At 65.1% G+C, this 15,706-nt stretch carries 17 protein-coding genes; 5 read left to right on the plus strand and 12 right to left on the minus strand.

The window, feature by feature from the left end:
- Positions 1-242: 242 nt before the first annotated feature.
- From WD430_RS21715 to WD430_RS21755, 9 genes are all read right to left on the minus strand, one after another.
- Positions 243-1,439, minus strand: coding sequence for an MFS transporter (locus tag WD430_RS21715; protein ID WP_339106425.1), 1,197 nt, complete (start codon positions 1,437-1,439; stop codon positions 243-245).
- Between the two features lie 273 nt (positions 1,440-1,712).
- Positions 1,713-1,928, minus strand: coding sequence for a hypothetical protein (locus tag WD430_RS21720; RefSeq protein ID WP_339106426.1), 216 nt, complete (start codon positions 1,926-1,928; stop codon positions 1,713-1,715).
- A 232-nt stretch (positions 1,929-2,160) separates the two neighbouring features.
- Positions 2,161-3,624 carry an NAD-dependent epimerase/dehydratase family protein gene (locus WD430_RS21725; RefSeq protein WP_339106427.1) on the minus strand — a complete coding sequence of 488 codons (1,464 nt, stop codon included), beginning with the start codon at positions 3,622-3,624 and terminating at the stop codon, positions 2,161-2,163.
- 198 nt (positions 3,625-3,822) lie between these two features.
- Complete coding sequence (locus WD430_RS21730) at positions 3,823-4,998, minus strand: DegT/DnrJ/EryC1/StrS family aminotransferase (RefSeq protein WP_339106428.1); 1,176 nt, start codon at positions 4,996-4,998, stop codon at positions 3,823-3,825.
- A 160-nt stretch (positions 4,999-5,158) separates the two neighbouring features.
- Positions 5,159-5,545 carry a universal stress protein gene (locus WD430_RS21735; protein ID WP_339106429.1) on the minus strand — a complete coding sequence of 129 codons (387 nt, stop codon included), beginning with the start codon at positions 5,543-5,545 and terminating at the stop codon, positions 5,159-5,161.
- Between the two features lie 358 nt (positions 5,546-5,903).
- Positions 5,904-6,215 (minus strand): hypothetical protein, encoded by a 312-nt coding sequence (locus WD430_RS21740; protein ID WP_339106430.1) that lies wholly within the window; start codon positions 6,213-6,215, stop codon positions 5,904-5,906.
- Positions 6,212-6,559 carry a winged helix-turn-helix domain-containing protein gene (locus WD430_RS21745; protein ID WP_339106431.1) on the minus strand — a complete coding sequence of 116 codons (348 nt, stop codon included), beginning with the start codon at positions 6,557-6,559 and terminating at the stop codon, positions 6,212-6,214. The genes WD430_RS21740 and WD430_RS21745 overlap by 4 nt, the downstream gene beginning before the upstream one ends.
- A gap of 230 nt (positions 6,560-6,789) precedes the next feature.
- On the minus strand, positions 6,790-7,191 hold the full coding sequence (locus WD430_RS21750; protein WP_339106432.1) for a DUF5518 domain-containing protein: 402 nt from the start codon (positions 7,189-7,191) through the stop codon (positions 6,790-6,792).
- A 167-nt stretch (positions 7,192-7,358) separates the two neighbouring features.
- Complete coding sequence (locus WD430_RS21755) at positions 7,359-8,069, minus strand: alpha/beta hydrolase (RefSeq protein ID WP_339106433.1); 711 nt, start codon at positions 8,067-8,069, stop codon at positions 7,359-7,361.
- 127 nt (positions 8,070-8,196) lie between these two features.
- Between WD430_RS21755 and WD430_RS21760 the strand changes: the two genes are divergently transcribed.
- Together WD430_RS21760 and WD430_RS21765 are read left to right on the plus strand one after the other, a co-directional pair.
- The gene (locus tag WD430_RS21760; RefSeq protein ID WP_339106434.1) at positions 8,197-8,361 is read left to right on the plus strand and encodes a hypothetical protein; all 165 of its coding nucleotides are present in this window, start codon (positions 8,197-8,199) and stop codon (positions 8,359-8,361) included.
- Positions 8,362-8,464: 103 nt separating this feature from the next.
- Positions 8,465-8,788 (plus strand): hypothetical protein, encoded by a 324-nt coding sequence (locus WD430_RS21765; protein WP_339106435.1) that lies wholly within the window; start codon positions 8,465-8,467, stop codon positions 8,786-8,788.
- A 23-nt stretch (positions 8,789-8,811) separates the two neighbouring features.
- Here the strand turns inward: WD430_RS21765 and WD430_RS21770 are convergent, their stop codons facing one another.
- Together WD430_RS21770 and WD430_RS21775 are read right to left on the minus strand one after the other, a co-directional pair.
- Entirely contained in the window at positions 8,812-9,144 is a 333-nt protein-coding gene (locus WD430_RS21770; RefSeq protein ID WP_339106436.1) for a hypothetical protein, read from the minus strand.
- A 194-nt stretch (positions 9,145-9,338) separates the two neighbouring features.
- Complete coding sequence (locus tag WD430_RS21775; RefSeq protein ID WP_339106438.1) at positions 9,339-10,433, minus strand: tyrosine-type recombinase/integrase; 1,095 nt, start codon at positions 10,431-10,433, stop codon at positions 9,339-9,341.
- 361 nt (positions 10,434-10,794) lie between these two features.
- On the opposite strand from WD430_RS21775, the gene WD430_RS21780 reads away from it, so the two are divergent.
- Complete coding sequence (locus WD430_RS21780; RefSeq protein ID WP_339106439.1) at positions 10,795-12,225, plus strand: sodium-dependent transporter; 1,431 nt, start codon at positions 10,795-10,797, stop codon at positions 12,223-12,225.
- A 27-nt stretch (positions 12,226-12,252) separates the two neighbouring features.
- Here the strand turns inward: WD430_RS21780 and WD430_RS21785 are convergent, their stop codons facing one another.
- Positions 12,253-13,083 (minus strand): DUF4097 family beta strand repeat-containing protein, encoded by an 831-nt coding sequence (locus WD430_RS21785; RefSeq protein ID WP_339106440.1) that lies wholly within the window; start codon positions 13,081-13,083, stop codon positions 12,253-12,255.
- Between the two features lie 244 nt (positions 13,084-13,327).
- Between WD430_RS21785 and WD430_RS21790 the strand changes: the two genes are divergently transcribed.
- Together WD430_RS21790 and WD430_RS21795 are read left to right on the plus strand one after the other, a co-directional pair.
- Positions 13,328-14,404 carry a glycerophosphodiester phosphodiesterase gene (locus WD430_RS21790; protein ID WP_339106441.1) on the plus strand — a complete coding sequence of 359 codons (1,077 nt, stop codon included), beginning with the start codon at positions 13,328-13,330 and terminating at the stop codon, positions 14,402-14,404.
- 124 nt (positions 14,405-14,528) lie between these two features.
- Positions 14,529-15,674 carry a recombinase XerD gene (locus WD430_RS21795; RefSeq protein ID WP_339106442.1) on the plus strand — a complete coding sequence of 382 codons (1,146 nt, stop codon included), beginning with the start codon at positions 14,529-14,531 and terminating at the stop codon, positions 15,672-15,674.
- Positions 15,675-15,706: the final 32 nt, after the last annotated feature.

The following is a 15,706-nucleotide window of genomic DNA, read 5'->3' on the forward strand; positions in this document are numbered from 1 at the left end:
GAGTGAAATCGTCTTCGTCTCGATTGTAATACACAGCACTACATGCACGCTTAAATTACTGGTACGAAACCGTTCGCTCGGTAGAACGGTGAGCCGAGCGAAAACCCGGTAACGTACACGAGACAACGCACCGTGAGTTATCGCAGTAGTTCACAGCGTTCTTCCATACGAATTCCCTGAATTCGTCGTCTTCGTAGTCGTTCTCCGACGAGAGCGCGTCCATCGGAACGCGCGTGTGAGCTTCAGTAATCGATAGAGGCGAACACGGTGAGAGCGACCACGCCGGCGAGCGCGGCGATACCGAGGAATGCCTCGTCGAAGTATCCTCGGTCGGCGACCGCTCCGAAGAGGACCGGACTCAACGCACCGAGCGCGAGATAGACCGACCGGAGCGCGCCCAAGTTCGTTCCCTGCGTCCCGTCCGGAAGGCGACGGGTCAGATCGGAGATGACGATCGTTTCGAATCCCAGAAGACTGCTCGCAAGCGCCGTCAAGGGAACGAACAGCCACGCCGCACCGACGAACGGAAGCGCGGCGAGCGCCAGACTGGCCGTACTCATGATCACTAACAGCGGGACTCGAACGCCGATGCTGTCGTAAGCCCGACCCGCGATCGGCTTCATCAGGATGCCGAGCGCGAAGAAGAAGCCGAACAGAACGGTCGCGATCCGCGCTGAGAACCCCTTCACGTCGATCAGATACGTCGGGTAGAACCCCATGAATGCCTGAATAATCACCGCCCATACCACGAGCAGTGCGGTACCACGCAACACTGTCGGCCGAGACAACGTCGAGACGACACCGTCGAGTACGAGGGACTCTCGCAGCGACGTCGCTGTCGACGTCTGTTTCGGCAGCGTCGCCCAGAGCCCGACCGCAGCGAGCAGGAAGAGCGGAACGGCGAACCCGAAGCCGTACTGCCAGGCCAACGCGGTCGCGATGAACCCGGCGGCGGGCGGCATCACCGCGTTCCCGATATCGCCGGCGGCCATCGTCGCGCCCGTTGCAGTGCCGAGTTGCTCGGAATAGATCTTCTCCAGGATCGTGAACCGCGAGACGCCGTACAGCGCCGTTCCCGCGCCGAACAGCGCCGTCGCCAGAAACAGGATGATCGCCGAGTCCGCGAGGATGACGAGCGCGAGCATCGCCGCGGCGAGGAGCGAACTGGCGATCAACAGCGGACGCTCCCCGGTCCAGTCGGCGAGGATCCCGCCGGGAAGCTGTCCGCACGCGTACGCGATCCAGAGCACGGTCAACAGGAAACCGGACGACGTCAGCGTGAGACCGTACGCACCGCGGATGTCCGGTAACACTGCCGGGTAGATCATCCGGACGCTGATCGACAGGAACCAGCCGAAGGCGACGGCGAGCAGTATCTTCCCGCGGCCACCGCTCCGGAGGTCAGCAATCGCGCGTTTCGCCGCCGAACTGTAGCGCACAGCGGTGAGTTTTCGGTTACGGCCTTCAGCCTTGTCATCTCCCGGTATAATTGGTCACTGAACGATCAATTGTGTCGGAAAACCGCTACATCGCTCCCGTTTCGCGAAATATATCGATTAATCGGGAAGGAATCGGAAGGTCCGTTCGTGAACGGAGCCGAGACTATGGACCGGTGACGTACCGCTCGCGTTACCACTGGTCGTGCGACCGAACGTCCGCGTGATACCACTCGAGACTCGGCGAGCAGTATGGTCTGACGACGGGCGCTCGCGCTACTTGCACGAGGCCTGCCGTGCCGTTCGATAGTCCGCTCCGAACTGCAGTCGATCGTTTCTGGAGAGTTCGATGTCGTGTTCCGCCAGGAGTTCGAGCATCCGCTGGATATCGCACTCGTACCACAGCGCGAGGAGGCGCACGTTCTTCTGCGCGTACTCGTAGTTGCGTGCGAGGACCCGGGCGTCCAGTGGATCGACGTCGAGCGAGCACATCGGGAACGAGTACGGTATCCAATACCGTAAAACGGGTGTGTTACTCCGTATCGAACTGGTACTCTGGAATAGCGAGGTGATCGAACGACGAGCGAATCGGTCTCGAGGGCGACCGGAGTCCAATCGTCGCTCGGACTCGCTGCCGTCGTCCTGTCAAACGGGATCAGACAGACGATTACGGCCGTCTGGCCGTCGCACAACCCGACGGCGTCCGAAGAGAACGAGGCTCGGACTACACTTCACCGGAGGGGAGTTTCTCGTGCGGTCGCTCGGCCGTCGACGAGTCGTGGGACTCGAGAACGGCCGTCGTGTTCTCGAAGCTCGGTGCCCGGTCGAGCGTCTCGTAGTTGTTGTACCTGGTGGCCGTGTACTCGCCGTACATCCCGTCTTCGAACGCGTCTCGCAGTTCGAGGCAGTGATCACGAATCGTTCGTTCGGGTTCGAAGTCGAGTACCGATCGGATCCTGTCGAACGCGACGCGATAGCTCCGTTCGTCGGTTCGGTCCTCGTGGAATTCGATCGACGCGTCGGGGAAGCAGTCCTCGACGATGGTCGCGAGTTCGTCGATCCGGTAGTTCTGCCGGTTCGATCCGACGTTGAAGACGGTATCGCCGACGTCCTCGATCGGTGCCGTGAGACACTCGACGTACGCGCGAGCGGCGTCGGCGACGTGGACGTTCGGCCGATACTGGTCGCCGCCGAAGACGGGGACGACGCCCTCCGAGTACGCTTTCGCGGGGAGGACGTTTCCGACGAGGTCGAACCGCATCCGCGGCGACCGGCCGTAGACCGTCGCCATCCGGAGAATCGTCGGGGCGAAGTGCTCGTCGGCGAGTTCGCGGAGCACGCGCTCGGACTGGATCTTCAGCCGGGCGTACAACGAGACGGGGTTGCGAGCGTCGCCCTCGGCGAGTCGCCCGGTGTCGCCGTCGGACCGACCGTAGACGCTACACGTCGAGGCGAAGACGAACCGCGTGATGCCGTGGTACTTGCAGACCGACGCCAAGAGCTGCGTCGAGTGGAGGTTGTACTCGAGGGTCTTCTCCGGATCGATTTCGGAGGCCGGATCGCCGACGATTCCGCCGAGATGAACGACGGCATCGACGCCGTCGATCGCCTCGAGGACCGCTTCGACCGATCGCGCGTCGCCCCGGTGAAGCGTAAACCGATCGTCGTCGGCGAGTTCGGCGATTCCCGCGTCGCCGTACAGCAGCGGATCGAGGACGCGGACGTCGAACCCCTCCTCGAGGAGCTGTCGACAGAGGACCGAGCCGAGGTATCCCGCGCCGCCGACGACGAGTACCCGCTCGACGCCGCCGGTCGTCGGTTCGACGTCGGCCGCGATTCCGTCGAGTCGTTCGACGGTCGTGACGTCGATGACGGTCTCGTCCTCGTCGATCACGGGCGTGACGACCGTTTCCGGGGTCTCGTTTCCGCGAGACTCCGTCTCGTTCTCGACCGTTCGCTCGGAGCCGCTCGCGTCGACGACGGTCGGCTCATCGTCGACGGCAGTCGCCACCGGTGCGTCGGGCGCGACGCCGTCACGTAGGCTCCGTCTGAGTCGATCGGCCGTCGCAGTTCCGACGAGCCGGTCCTCGTCGTCGACGACAACGATACCTCCGTAGTCGGAGCGGTCGATCCGCGTGAGCGCCTCCCGGATCGACGTCCCTGTATCGGCTGTAACTGACCATCTCATAGGTGACTTGTAACCCCAACTGCCGCAGCATCCGCGGTCTCGTACCGGCGTCAGCGCGGCCTATTCGTCCGGACCGGATTGTTCCCCTTTGTTATGGGTCGGTTGGCCTGACAGTCAGTCAGTTTTCCAGACGGATTCGCACCTGCTGGGCGAATCCGGATCGAGACGATCGTCGCCGCGAAATAGTCGCGAGAGGGTTCAGTTCGCCGGATTCGGTCGGTCCGCCGTATCGACTTCCCGTCCGCGTTCGACACCGGTTTCGACGGCCGACGTGATACGGTCGATCTGGTCCGCGGGAAGCGCTGGATGCATCGGTAACGAGATGACGCGTCCCGCGATTTCCTCCGTTACGGGGAGCGAACCTCGCCGATAGCCGTATTCATCGCGGTAGCTCTGCGTCAGATGAACGGCCGGTTCCCAATAGATCTTTGACGCGATATTCAGCGAAGATAAGGTGTCGATAACGACGTCGCGATCGATCGTTTCGTCGAGGGTGACGGTGTACAGCTGGTAGACGTGACGGCCGCGGCCGGCCGCCGTATGGGGTTCGACACCGGCGACGTCGGCGAGCCCCTCGGAGAGGCGCGTCGCGACCCGCCGTCGGTTCGCGATGTGGTCTTCGACCTTCTCGAGTTGCGAACAGCCGATGCTCGCGACCAGGTCGGACATGCGGACGTTCGTTCCCAAGTCGACGTACTCGCCGCTGTCGCTCGAGCCGAAGTAGTCGTCAGAGGCCCGGCCGTGAGAGCGGAATCGGTCGAGTCGACGAGCGATCTCGTCGTCGTCGGTAACGACGGCCCCGCCCTCGCCGGTCGGCAAGATCTTGTTCTGACAGAAGCTCAGAGCGGCCGAGTCGCCGATCGTTCCCAGCGTTCGACCGCGGTAATCGCCGCCGAACGCCTCGGCGGCGTCCTCGATCAGCGCCACGTCCGCGTCGGCGGCGATGTCCTCGAGCAGCCCGATCTCGCAGGGGGCACCGTACGGGTGGACGGGCACGATCGCGGCCGTATCGTCGGTCACCAGCGTCGCGACGTGTTCCGGATCGATCCCGTACGTCTCGCGTTCGATGTCCGCGAACACCGGTCGTGCACCGACGAGTCGGACGGCGTTCGCCGTCGCGATGAACGTGAACGAGGGGACGATCACCTCGTCGCCCTCGCCGATACCGTGCGTCGTCAGCGCGGCGACCAGCGCCGTCGTCCCGGAGTTGACCGTTATCGCGTGGTCGACGCCGAGATACGCCTCGAGTCCGCGCTCGAACTCCTCGATATACGGCCCGTTCGCCCAGTAGGAGCCGCGAGTGAGCGAATCGACGGCGTTCGCGACGTCGTTCTCGTCCCACGGAATTTCGAATAGCGGAATCTCCTCGCTCATCGTGGGAACGGTTCACTGACGAGTCGATTAAGTAGCCGTCCGCTACCGTGGAGAAGGCAGTCGTTTCGAACGAATTGAGTGTACGGGTTCGGAGACTATGTGCGGGCCAAACACGACGCTGGTAGCGCGACCGGCGGCTGCACTCGTCCCTCCGAGAGCGTTACAGTTCGGGAGACGGGACGACGACGACGGGAATCGAGCTCCGCTCGAGAACGGCGCGGACGGTCTCCCCGACGCCGGACGGGGCGTCGGAAGTCACCTCGCGCGGCGTGAGCAGGAGTTCGTCGGCCTCGGCGGTCGTCGCTTCGTCGAGCAGGACCGCGGCCGGATCGCCGTCTTCGCGGAGTTCCGTCCGAACCGTTCCGACGGTCGCCAGTCTGACGGGGGCGACGTTGAGCGCCTCCTGTGCGTCCCGGCGAGCCGTCGCGTCGTCCGTCGGCGCGACGGCGACGACCGTGACGGTGTCGTCGGCCGTCGCCCGCTCGTCGAGATAGTCGCAGATCGCTGCCGTCGTGTGGACCGACGTCGTTCCGACGAGATAGTGCATATCGGATCCTCGAGCGGCGGCCCAAAGAACCTGTGGAACCGCCGTTCGGACCGTTGGGACGCCACAGTAGCGGCGATCGGCGGCGCGGTCGACGACTATCGAGGATTTTCCGACCCAGAAAACGCGCTCGTGGCACTATTAGGGAACGGCCGAAAGGAGTGACCGGGGCGGAGTTCCCGACTCCCGACGGCACTCTCCCCATCGAATCCGATCATCCCCCATCGTCTAGCCCCACTCCGAGCGTCAGGGCGGCTCTCCCCATTCCAGGTCGTCCTGATTCATCCGTCTCCGCTGTCCCCGCCGTTCGCTTCGGCCCAACGGGGGATACATCGAAATCGGTTCTCGTCGCTGCAGACCCTCAGTGCTGTCCGTACAGCGAGTACATGATCGCGATCAGTCCGACGAGTCTGCTGACGTTTTCGAGAAAAACCGTAACGACCTGATCCGTCCGCAGCGCGGTCGTGACCGTCACGTTGATCAGAAACGGACAGAGCGTGAGAAAGAGCAAGCCGACGGCGAGATAGAGCATCGACGACGCGTCGTTGCGACGGTAGCCCCGATACGCCTGATACGCGATGATCGTTCCGATCAGTGCGACGAGGAAGAGACTCGCGACGGTCAGCAGTTCGAACAGCGGCGCTTCGTCGATTCGAACGACGTCCTGGCTCATCGCATCCCCTCCCACATTCGGGTGAACTTGTCGGCGACGTCTTCGTCCTGATACGTGACCTCGAGTTCGAACTCGCCGTCACCGAGGGAGAGTTCGAGCGACTCGAGGTTCGCGCTGTAGACGCTGTAGTGGTTGCCGTCGGGGGCGAGCTCGGTCTCTTCGGAGACGAGTCGACACTCCTCGAGACGGTCGAGCCGTCGGTAGATCGTGGGCAGGGACGCATCACACCGTTCGCTCAAGGTACTGGCAGACATGGGTTCGACGCTCGTATGGGTGAGGATCTCACGTGCGTACTCGTCGTCGAGTACGGCGAGCACCGTCGACAGATCGGTATCCTCACTCACTGCTACCTGTTCGTTTCCCTATCGGTATGAAAAACGGTCCGGTTTTTCTGGCCGAGAAAATTCGCTCTCGGTCGGGCCGATTTGCCGGATCCGAGTTCGGCCGCCACTGTCTCGAGTGATATGAAACAGACGCTCAGAACACCTGCAGTACGGGAAGCCTCGGTGTCGTCGAGCTATGTCCGACTGCTTGAGGGATCTTCGCTCCCTCTCCATTTACGCTAGGGGGGATGTCAACGGGAGGCAGCGGTGTTTGCCACCCAACCACCGACACGACCGAATCCGAGACCGAAGAGGGAGGAACCGCAGACTACCAGTCCGCTGGCGAAGACGAAAAATGCGACTCTGGGTAGCGGCCATGTCGCCGTCGTACCGACTGTCACTACGAATACGAACAGTCCGATAACGCCACCAATGAAACCAGTGCGGAGTCCAGCGGCACTTGGATCTGACGAGCGGATTGCAGCGATGACTCCTGCGATGAGCGCTCCGATTATCATGATACCGCCACCGATGGTCGCCTCCGAGTTCGGCAGCCAGTTTAGAATGGCAGTGATAGGTAGCGAGGCTAGCGCACCGATGAGTGCGAATCGCCATGTTGCAGGGAGAGTGTGGACGCGGAGCGGTGACACCATATTTATTTCTAAGAGTTGCTGACAATATATGATTTTCGTCGGGTCGGACGATGAGGGTTTCAAATCCGACCGATCATCCGTGACGTGTCTGACTTCTGCAGGCCATAATTAGTATATCAGCATATGGTTTATAACGGATCGCGTCACATCGAAGACGGTCGACGAAATCACTGCGTCTCGAGCCAGTGGAACAGTCGCTCGAGCAGTCGGTCCTCCGCGTCGGTCGAGAACCGATGGCCCTCCGTCGCGAACGTCTCGAGGAGGACGTCCGTCTCCAGGGCGGCCGCGGCTTCGAAGCTGTCGTCGACGGCGACCGAGTCGTCGTCGCTCCCGTGGAAGATCGCGACGGGAACCGACAGCGACGCCGTGACGTCGTCGAACTCGTACGTCTCGAAGTCTTCGAAGAAGCGCTCGTCGATCCGGTCGCCGGTGTCGAACTCGCACTCGCCCTCGCGCTCGACGATTTCGCGATAGTCATCGAACGCGCGGTTGTACGTCACGGGCGCTCTCGTCGCGACCGCCGCGACCCGCTCGTCGTCGGCGGCCGCGTGGAACGCGACCTTGCCGCCGAAACTCGAGCCGAAGAGGACGACCGACGGCGGCGCGAAGTGCTCGAGGACCGCGCGCAGATCCGCGAGTTTGTCGCTCAGCGTCTGGTCGACGAACCGGCCGTCGGACTCCCCGCGGCCGCGGAAGTCGAACCGGACGGCGTTGTAGCCGCGCTCGACCGCGCGCCGACAGCGACGTTCGTAACTCCCGGTCTTGTCGCTCAGAAAGCCGTGACAGTAGACGATCCAGTCGTCGCCGGGGGCCTCGTGGTGGACGGCGGCGACCGCCTCCCCGTCGGCCACGGCGATCCGGTAGTCCGTTTCGGTCATCGGTCGGTTCGACGGCGGTGGCATCCGTATGCGTTGCCGTTCCGTGTCACCCGTGGTTCTCGAGCGAAGGCCGACGGGTTCGCCGTCGGCCCATTCATTTACTTCCGTTCGCCGCGACCGATCGGATATGACCCGCACGACATACCGCTGTACCTGCGGCGCCCTCCTCGAGTTCAAGCAGGACCTCGAAAAGGAGCCGGGGATCGCGTCGCCCAGCTGGAAGTGCACGGACTGCGGGACGCCCGTTCCGGGACAGATCGCCGAGAAGGTCAGGCACCAGCATCCGTCCTGAGAGGGCCGCGTCGGGATCGGCTCGAGTCGGCGACGTGACGACGTTCGGACGGCATCGCAAGCACCGCCGATATCCTCCAGTCCCGAATAGCACCCGGACGACGATGGACTGCTCCCGCAGACGGACGCTCGAACTGGGACTCGGCGCGGTCGGATCGCTGACGCTACTGGCCGGCTGTAGCGATAGCGGTCCGAGCGGCGAGAACGAGACCGACGAGAGCGACAGCGGCGAGAACGCGAGTGAAAGCGGCGAGAACGCGAACGACAGCGAAGCTAACGCGAGCGAGGACGAACAGGCCGACCACCCGGACGAGGTCGGCGAGGACATGGAGGAGGAGGGCGATCCGACGGGCTACGCCCCGGACGCCAACGAGAGCGAGGGGAACGACACCGAGAACGAAACCGCGGGCCCGGAGCAGGACGGCTGAGACGTAGTTCCGAACCGTCTCCGTTACGTTCGTTCGACTCCGAGGTCGGCGTCGGGCTCCGACTCGGACTCGAGTCGCCGTCGCCGCCGCTTCACGTGTCGCCACTGCGCGTAGGTGTAGTACAGCAGCGAGAGGACGGCACACGCACCGAGCGCGAGCGTCGATCCCAGCAGGACGATCAGCGGTTCGGGATTCGTCTCGAGGGCGCGCCTCGAGAGCTGGTCGGCGGCCTGTCGCTGCACGCCGGCGCGTCCGATAACGGCCATATAGCCGACCAGCGAGAGGACGCTGACGGCCCAGAGCGCGAGCGACGCGGCAGAGATAACCCAACTGCGGCGGAGGGGCGCGTCGGTCATCGGTTCGTTCCGGGAGTCGATTCGAGTACCGTCTGGCGCGGACGATTCGTCTTCGATCCGGACTCGAGCGATTCGGGCGACCTCGAGGTCTGACTACGCGTCACGATAGTATCGGGGATTGCGAACCGAATCGCTTCAGTGAGGACCTGAATCTGATCGTCGATTATAGCGGCCTCGCGATATCGGACGGACGCTCACTCGTCGTCGAAGACCGCCGTATTGTCTTCGCCCAGTTCGCTCGCTTCGATGTGAGCGTACATCTCCGAGGTCGTTTTCGGGTCGGCGTGGCGAAGCGTCCGCTGTGCTCGCTGGGCGCCGTGTTCCCTGTACAGCGCCTCGCCGACGCCGCGTCGCGCGCCGTGTAAGGTTAGATACTCGCCGCCCTCGAGATCCAGCCCCGGCACCTCGGCTTCCTCCGAGAGGCGTTTCAACAGGGTTCGCGCCCCGGAGGTACTCATCGACGGCGGTTCGATACCGTGCTCGCAGACGTACTCCCACGCGTCGCCGTCGGGTTTCTCGTGGCCCGCGCTATCGATCGCATCGTACAGCGACGGTGGGTGCCGAGAGGGAAAGACCGGCCACGACGCGCTCGGCGGGTCGACCAGCGTTCGCAGGCGCCGGAGCGGTTCGATAGTCTGGCCCGTCAGCCCGACCTCCTCCTCGTCTTGGCTCTTCCCGAAGACCGTGATGACGCCGCGCTCGAGGTTCACGTTCTCCCACCGCAGCCCGTTGCGGTCGTCGTGGCGCGAATCGGCCAGCACTTCCGACCCGCGGACGCCGGTGTAGGCGAGGGTGTAGATCACCGCCCGATCCCGTACCTCCTCGAAGGCGTCGGTGCCGTCGGCGGCGATCGCCTCGCGAGCGCGTTCGTCGACGTACTCGGTGATCGCCCGCCGTTGCTCGGGTTGCCAGAACTGTTGTTCGCTGCTGTTGGTCGTCCCCGACGGGAGCGGTTTCTTCGCGTTCGTTTTCTCTGCCGGATTCTCGACGAGCGTGCCGGTTTCGACGCCCCAGTTCAGAAGCGCCGAGACGTAGTTGTAGTAGGTGCGGGCGGTCGGAGCGCTGATCGCATCGGCCGTTTCGCGGCGCTTGAGGTGGGCCGCGTAGTTTCTCATCGTGCGTTTCGAGACGTCCTCGAGCGTCCGGACGTGGTCGGGCGTCCAGTCGATCCAGTTGTCGAGGACGTACTCGAGGTTCGACGCGTAGTTGCCGTCGCGTTCGTCGACGAACTCGTTTCTGGCCTTCTCGAGGGACTTCCCCGCTGACGACCGGGAATCTGTGGGGTCCATCGGCTCGGCTTCACCGACGGCGTCGACCCTCAAAATAGCACCGTACATTATTGGGCTAATGTACTGTGCATACCCCTCGTCGGCTACATCGAGCCCTCAGGCCACATATGGGGTGATATCGGGAGATTCAGCCGTTGTATCGAAGTGGATAAACTGAATATCGATATACGGAATTTTGACGAGGAAATCGAGATCACAGTGGTCCCCGACCCGCTACCTGCTCCGACGGCTGAACTACCGATGGACTACCTCGGTGAGAGGAATCAAACGAATCAGTGGAGCGACGACGTGTCAGCCTCGGTCGACGTGACCGATCGAACCAATACAGACTTGTCTCTCCCCTAGTGACCGTCAGTCACTGATGGCTACTCGCGACTCGTGGGTTTCGAATCTCGGCTTCGTTCTCGCCGCGGTCGGCAGCGCGGCCGGCCTCGGGAATATCTGGCGGTTCCCGTGGCTGACCGCCGAGAACGGCGGGAGCGCGTTCCTCGTGGTGTATCTACTGCTCATCATCGGCGTCGGTGTCCCGGGCCTGCTCGCCGAGTTCGTTCTCGGGCGACGCGGGAAACAGACGCCGACCGGGGCGCTTCGCTCGCTCATCGGTTCGCCCGAGGGAGCGGTGGTAGGTTGGTTCACCGTGGTCACGACGACCGTGTTGCTGTCGTTCTACTCGGTCGTCGGCGGCTGGATTCTCCGCTATACGCTGGTCTCACCGAACGGGGCGTACTTCGGCCAGCCCCAGCAGTACTTCGGAGCGATGAGTTACGGCCTCGAAGCCGTGGGGTTCCATCTGGCGTTTCTCGCTCTCGTCGCCGGAATCGTCTTCTTCGGCGTGCGCCGCGGCATCGAACGGGTCTCGAAGGTCATGCTTCCGGCCGTCGTGGTGCTCCTCGTCGGCCTCAGCGCGTGGACGGCGACGCAGCCGAACACCGCCGCCGGCTACGCGTTCTATCTCGGCTTCGACGGCGAGTATCTCGCCGCGAACTTCGCGAGCGTTCTCGGTCCGGCGGCCGGACAGGCGTTGTTCACGCTCTCGCTCGGTGCCGGGACGATGCTCACCTACGCGTCCTACCTCGAGGACGACGCGTCGCTTCCGCGCGACACGCTCGTCATCGCGGTTTCGAACACGTTCATCGGCGTGCTCGCCGGACTGATCGTGATCCCGCTGCTGTTCTCACAGGGTATCGATCCGGGACAGGGCGGTCCGGGGGCGCTCTTCGTCGCGCTCGCGTCGGTGTTCGGATCGCTCCCGGGCGGCGCCGTCGTCGCGACGGCCTTCTTCGCGACCGTCCTGTTGGCCGCCGTGACCAGCGGCATCAGCATGCTCGAGGTACCCGTCGGGACGCTCGTCGACGAGTACGGCGTCTCGCGCCGACAGGCGACGCTGTCGGTATCGGGTCTGATCGCGGTCACCGGAAGCGGGCTGGCGCTCGCCAGTTCGGTCTTCCAGTTCGTCTCCGGGCCGCTCGTCGACGTCATGCTGTCGCTCGGGCTCTTCGCGTTCCTCGCGATCGCCGGGTGGATCCTGCGGCCGGAGGCGGTCGAGGAGTTCCGCACCGGCGCCGGCCGCTTCGACGCGCTGGCCGAGCCGTGGATACTGATCGTCGGCTGGGTGCTCCCCGCCGTCGTGCTGTTCTCGATGACGAGTACGGTCACGTCTCTCGTGGGCGCCTCGGTGGGGCTGGGCGGTCGCGCCGCCGTCGCCATCGTCGGTGCGTTCGTCTGTCGGGTCGTCGTCACGAACGTCGAACTGTCCGGCGCGACGCGATCGCCCGGGCTTCGTCGCGAGTAGCGCGTCGATTGCGGCTCAGTCGGTCGGTCACTCTCGTCCGGTCACCGTCACGTCGCCCGTCTCCGTCCGCACCTCGAGTCGGTGCGTTCCCTGCCCGACGACGGCCTCGATCAGCGAGTCCCCGGCCATCTCGGGCAGATCCCCCACGTCGGAGACGGTGATCTCGCCCGATTCGGTCGTGATGTCCAGCGTCAGATCGAGTCGGTCGGGCAGACGCAGTTCGACGGCGCCGGACGACGTCTCGATCGTCGCGTCGCCGTCGATCCCCGGAAGCGTCGCCGTGATATCGCCGGAGTCGGCCTCGAGACGATCGATCGAGGTCGGATCGACGATCTCGACGCTTCCCGCGTCGGTCGCTGCCGAGACGGTTCCATCGACGTCGGCAACGCGGATGTCGCCGGTTTCCGTCGCGGCGGTGAGATCGCCCCGGACGTCGTTGACGGCGACGTCGCCCGCTCTCGTGTCGACGTCCCGAACTGCGAGGCGGTCCGGTACGGCGACGGCCAGGTCGAGGACCGGATCTGGACGGAGACCGAAGAGCGTCCGCGACTCGTCGCGTTCGACCGCCAGCTCGAGGCAATCGCCGTCGGTGGCCGTCTCGAGCCCGATCGTCTCGAGGTCGTCCGGGCTGACGGCGGCCTTTCGCCCGTCGACCACGATCTGGTCTCGAGGCGTCGATCGAACGGCGACGTCGCCGATCGCCGTCGAGACGGCCACCGCGGAGAGGTCGGCCGCGGAACGCCGTTCGCTGACCGATTCCTCGGCGTCGCGGCCGTCAGAGAGACAGCCGGCCGTCCCTGCGACGCTCCCGACGGCGATCCCGGCCAGGATCGACCGTCGTGACGCCGTGGGTGTCATACGTTGGCGTACGTTACCGAACGGTATAATGCCGACAGTCGCTGGGAGCGAGCGTCCGTCCGAACGGATAGTCCGCCTCTCCGATCGGTCGTTGGATTCCCGCCCGGCAGGTGACGCGCCGCGGAACCGGTCATAGTCGTCCCCAGCCGCTCATTGGGAGAAATTGACACTGATACCGCCACTATTTACTACTGACTGTAAATATAAGAATTATTATTTGTGTCGCGGGTCCGCTCTCGTACAGATGTCGGAGACGAACGGCGACGAGAGACGGACCGACCATCCAGATACCTCGGGTTCCGCGCTCCGCCGGCGATCGTTCATCGCCGCGGCGGGCGCGTCGGCGACCGGGATGATCGGCGTCGCGAGCGCCGATCGCGGTCGCGGAGCCAATCGCGATCGATCCGGCGGTCCGAAAAATCGACGTCACGACCGATCGCGCGAACGCGGCTTCGTCGATCGCCCCGACGAACCGGCGCTGATCGCCCACCGCGGGTTCGCCGGGCTGTACCCCGAGAACACCGTCGGCGCCGTCGAGGCGTCGGCCCGCGGCGTCCAGTCGCCGTACGCGCCGTCCCGCGGGGCGGACGTGATCGAGATCGACGTCGTCCCCACCGCAGACGGCGACGTCGTCGTCTTCCACGACGATCGACTCGCCGAACGCGACGGCGGCGAGCGCGGTCTCACCGACGCCGAGGGCGTCGTCTGGGAGACCGACACCGAGACCGTCACGAGCGCCGAGGTCCTCGAGAGCGGCGAGACCGTCCCCCGACTGCGCGAGACCCTCGAGGCGATTCCGCCCCACGTCGGCGTCAACGTCGAACTGAAGAATCCGGGCTCGTTCGACGTCCGGTTCGCCGAATCGCTGCCGTCCGACGAACTCAGCGCCCAGACGGAGATCTGGCGGCCGTTCGTCGCCGACGTGCTCGACGTCGTCGACGACTTCGACCACGAGTACCTCTTCTCGTCGTTCTACGAGGCGGCGCTGGCGACGACCCGCGAGGCCTCGGACTACCCGGTCGCGCCGCTGCTCTGGGACTCCGTCGAGGCCGGCGTCGAAGTCGCCCGCCGCTACGAGGCCGAGGCGGTCCACCCGCCGTACGACATGATCCGCGGGACGCCGTTCTACGCCGACCAGCACTACCAGGAGGGCGCCGGCTGGGACGAGATCGATCTCCTCGCGGTCGCCCACGAGGAGGGTCGAGACGTGAACGTCTTCACCCTCGAGACCTGGTATCAGGCCGACCGGCTGGCGGCGGCCGGAGTCGACGGGCTCATCAGCGACCACCCGGACGTGCGTCGGTTCGGCGCGACGAACTGACGACGAGACGATTTTTTCGACTCCGTGGGACCGAAACACAGATTTAGGACGGTGGCGCAGTACCGTACGAGTAGATGATCAGCGGCGCCGATCTCACGTGGCGTTCTCGGCGGGTGATCGAGCCGTGACTGACTCCGACGCCGGCGTCACCGTCGTCGACGCGGTCGACGCCTACCTCCAGCGGAAGGCGGTCGGCGATCCGGACGGCCCGGGCGCCGGCACCTACGCCTCGAACGCCGAGTCGATCCTGCGTCGGTGGGCCGACTGGCTCGAGGTCGAACACGACGTCCGGTCGCTGTTCGCCCTCGAGGTCGAGCACATGCGATCGTACGCCGACGAGTTGCGGGCCCGAGCCGACCGGGGCGAGTACGCCGCCTCCACCGCCGGCACCTACTACGCGGTCGTCCGGGCCTTTCTCTCGTGGTGCGTCCGCGGCGGGATCTTGGAGACGAACCCGGCCGCGACCGACGCGGCCGAATCCGCGCTTCCGACCGCCGAGGAACGACCCGACAGCGAGTTCTGGACGGCCGGTCAGCGCCGCCGCCTCGAGACCCACGTCCGCGAGCGCGCCCTCGAGGCCACGGCGGAGCCGGGCGACCGCGACGAACGCTGTAACCGGCTCCGGGAGTACGCGATGGTCGCCGTCCTCGCCCACTCGGGGGTCCGGGGCTCCGAGCTGTTTCGGGTCCCGGACGACGAGCGGCGCACGGGGGCGACGTGGGACGACGTCGACTTCTACACCGGAACGATCCGCGTGCTGGGCAAGTCCCAGCGAATGGAGGACGTGCCGCTGCCGGCGCCGGCCCGGACGCCGCTGCGCCGGTATCGGGTCGTCCTCGACCCGCCGTCGAACGACTGGCCGCTGTTCCCGACCCGCCACGCGCCCTCGATCGCTCGCCGGGTCAGGGAGGTCCTGGCCGAGCGCGGCCACGACGAGGCGCGAATCGAGTCGCTCCTCGAGGAGCGGACGGCGAGCCGACTCGCCCGCGATCGGTCGATCGCCCCGCCGGCGATCACGACGGAGGGCGCCCGCTCGGTGCTCAAACGGCTCTGTGCGGCGGCCGACGTCGACGTCGACGGCGACTACCTGACGCCCCGCGGCGTCGGCGGTGACGGCGAGGACGGCGACGACTATCGACGCGAGGCGACCGACGCCAGCCCCGCGTTGCGCGCGTCGGTCCTCGAACGGACGCTCGCCGTCCCGGAAGACCGACCGGTCGTGATCGACGTCGACTCGAGCACGCGAGACGACCGGGCGGACGACGGCTGAAAAGAGGCTATTTCTCCGATACTGATCGATCC

This window comes from Haloterrigena sp. KLK7 (genome assembly GCF_037914945.1).
Taxonomy (GTDB): Archaea; Halobacteriota; Halobacteria; order Halobacteriales; family Natrialbaceae; genus Haloterrigena; species Haloterrigena salinisoli.

Coding starts and splice junctions, on each gene's coding strand:
- WD430_RS21730 (WP_339106428.1), bottom strand. CDS start 4,998: ATGAGCGAGGAGATTCCGCTATTCGAAATTCCGTGGGACGAGAACGAC.
- WD430_RS21720 (WP_339106426.1), bottom strand. CDS start 1,928: ATGTGCTCGCTCGACGTCGATCCACTGGACGCCCGGGTCCTCGCACGC.
- WD430_RS21775 (WP_339106438.1), bottom strand. CDS start 10,433: ATGGACCCCACAGATTCCCGGTCGTCAGCGGGGAAGTCCCTCGAGAAG.
- WD430_RS21740 (WP_339106430.1), bottom strand. CDS start 6,215: ATGAGCCAGGACGTCGTTCGAATCGACGAAGCGCCGCTGTTCGAACTG.
- WD430_RS21785 (WP_339106440.1), bottom strand. CDS start 13,083: ATGACACCCACGGCGTCACGACGGTCGATCCTGGCCGGGATCGCCGTC.
- WD430_RS21760 (WP_339106434.1), top strand. CDS start 8,197: ATGACCCGCACGACATACCGCTGTACCTGCGGCGCCCTCCTCGAGTTC.
- WD430_RS21735 (WP_339106429.1), bottom strand. CDS start 5,545: ATGCACTATCTCGTCGGAACGACGTCGGTCCACACGACGGCAGCGATC.
- WD430_RS21790 (WP_339106441.1), top strand. CDS start 13,328: ATGTCGGAGACGAACGGCGACGAGAGACGGACCGACCATCCAGATACC.
- WD430_RS21770 (WP_339106436.1), bottom strand. CDS start 9,144: ATGACCGACGCGCCCCTCCGCCGCAGTTGGGTTATCTCTGCCGCGTCG.
- WD430_RS21780 (WP_339106439.1), top strand. CDS start 10,795: ATGGCTACTCGCGACTCGTGGGTTTCGAATCTCGGCTTCGTTCTCGCC.
- WD430_RS21725 (WP_339106427.1), bottom strand. CDS start 3,624: ATGAGATGGTCAGTTACAGCCGATACAGGGACGTCGATCCGGGAGGCG.
- WD430_RS21765 (WP_339106435.1), top strand. CDS start 8,465: ATGGACTGCTCCCGCAGACGGACGCTCGAACTGGGACTCGGCGCGGTC.
- WD430_RS21750 (WP_339106432.1), bottom strand. CDS start 7,191: ATGGTGTCACCGCTCCGCGTCCACACTCTCCCTGCAACATGGCGATTC.
- WD430_RS21755 (WP_339106433.1), bottom strand. CDS start 8,069: ATGACCGAAACGGACTACCGGATCGCCGTGGCCGACGGGGAGGCGGTC.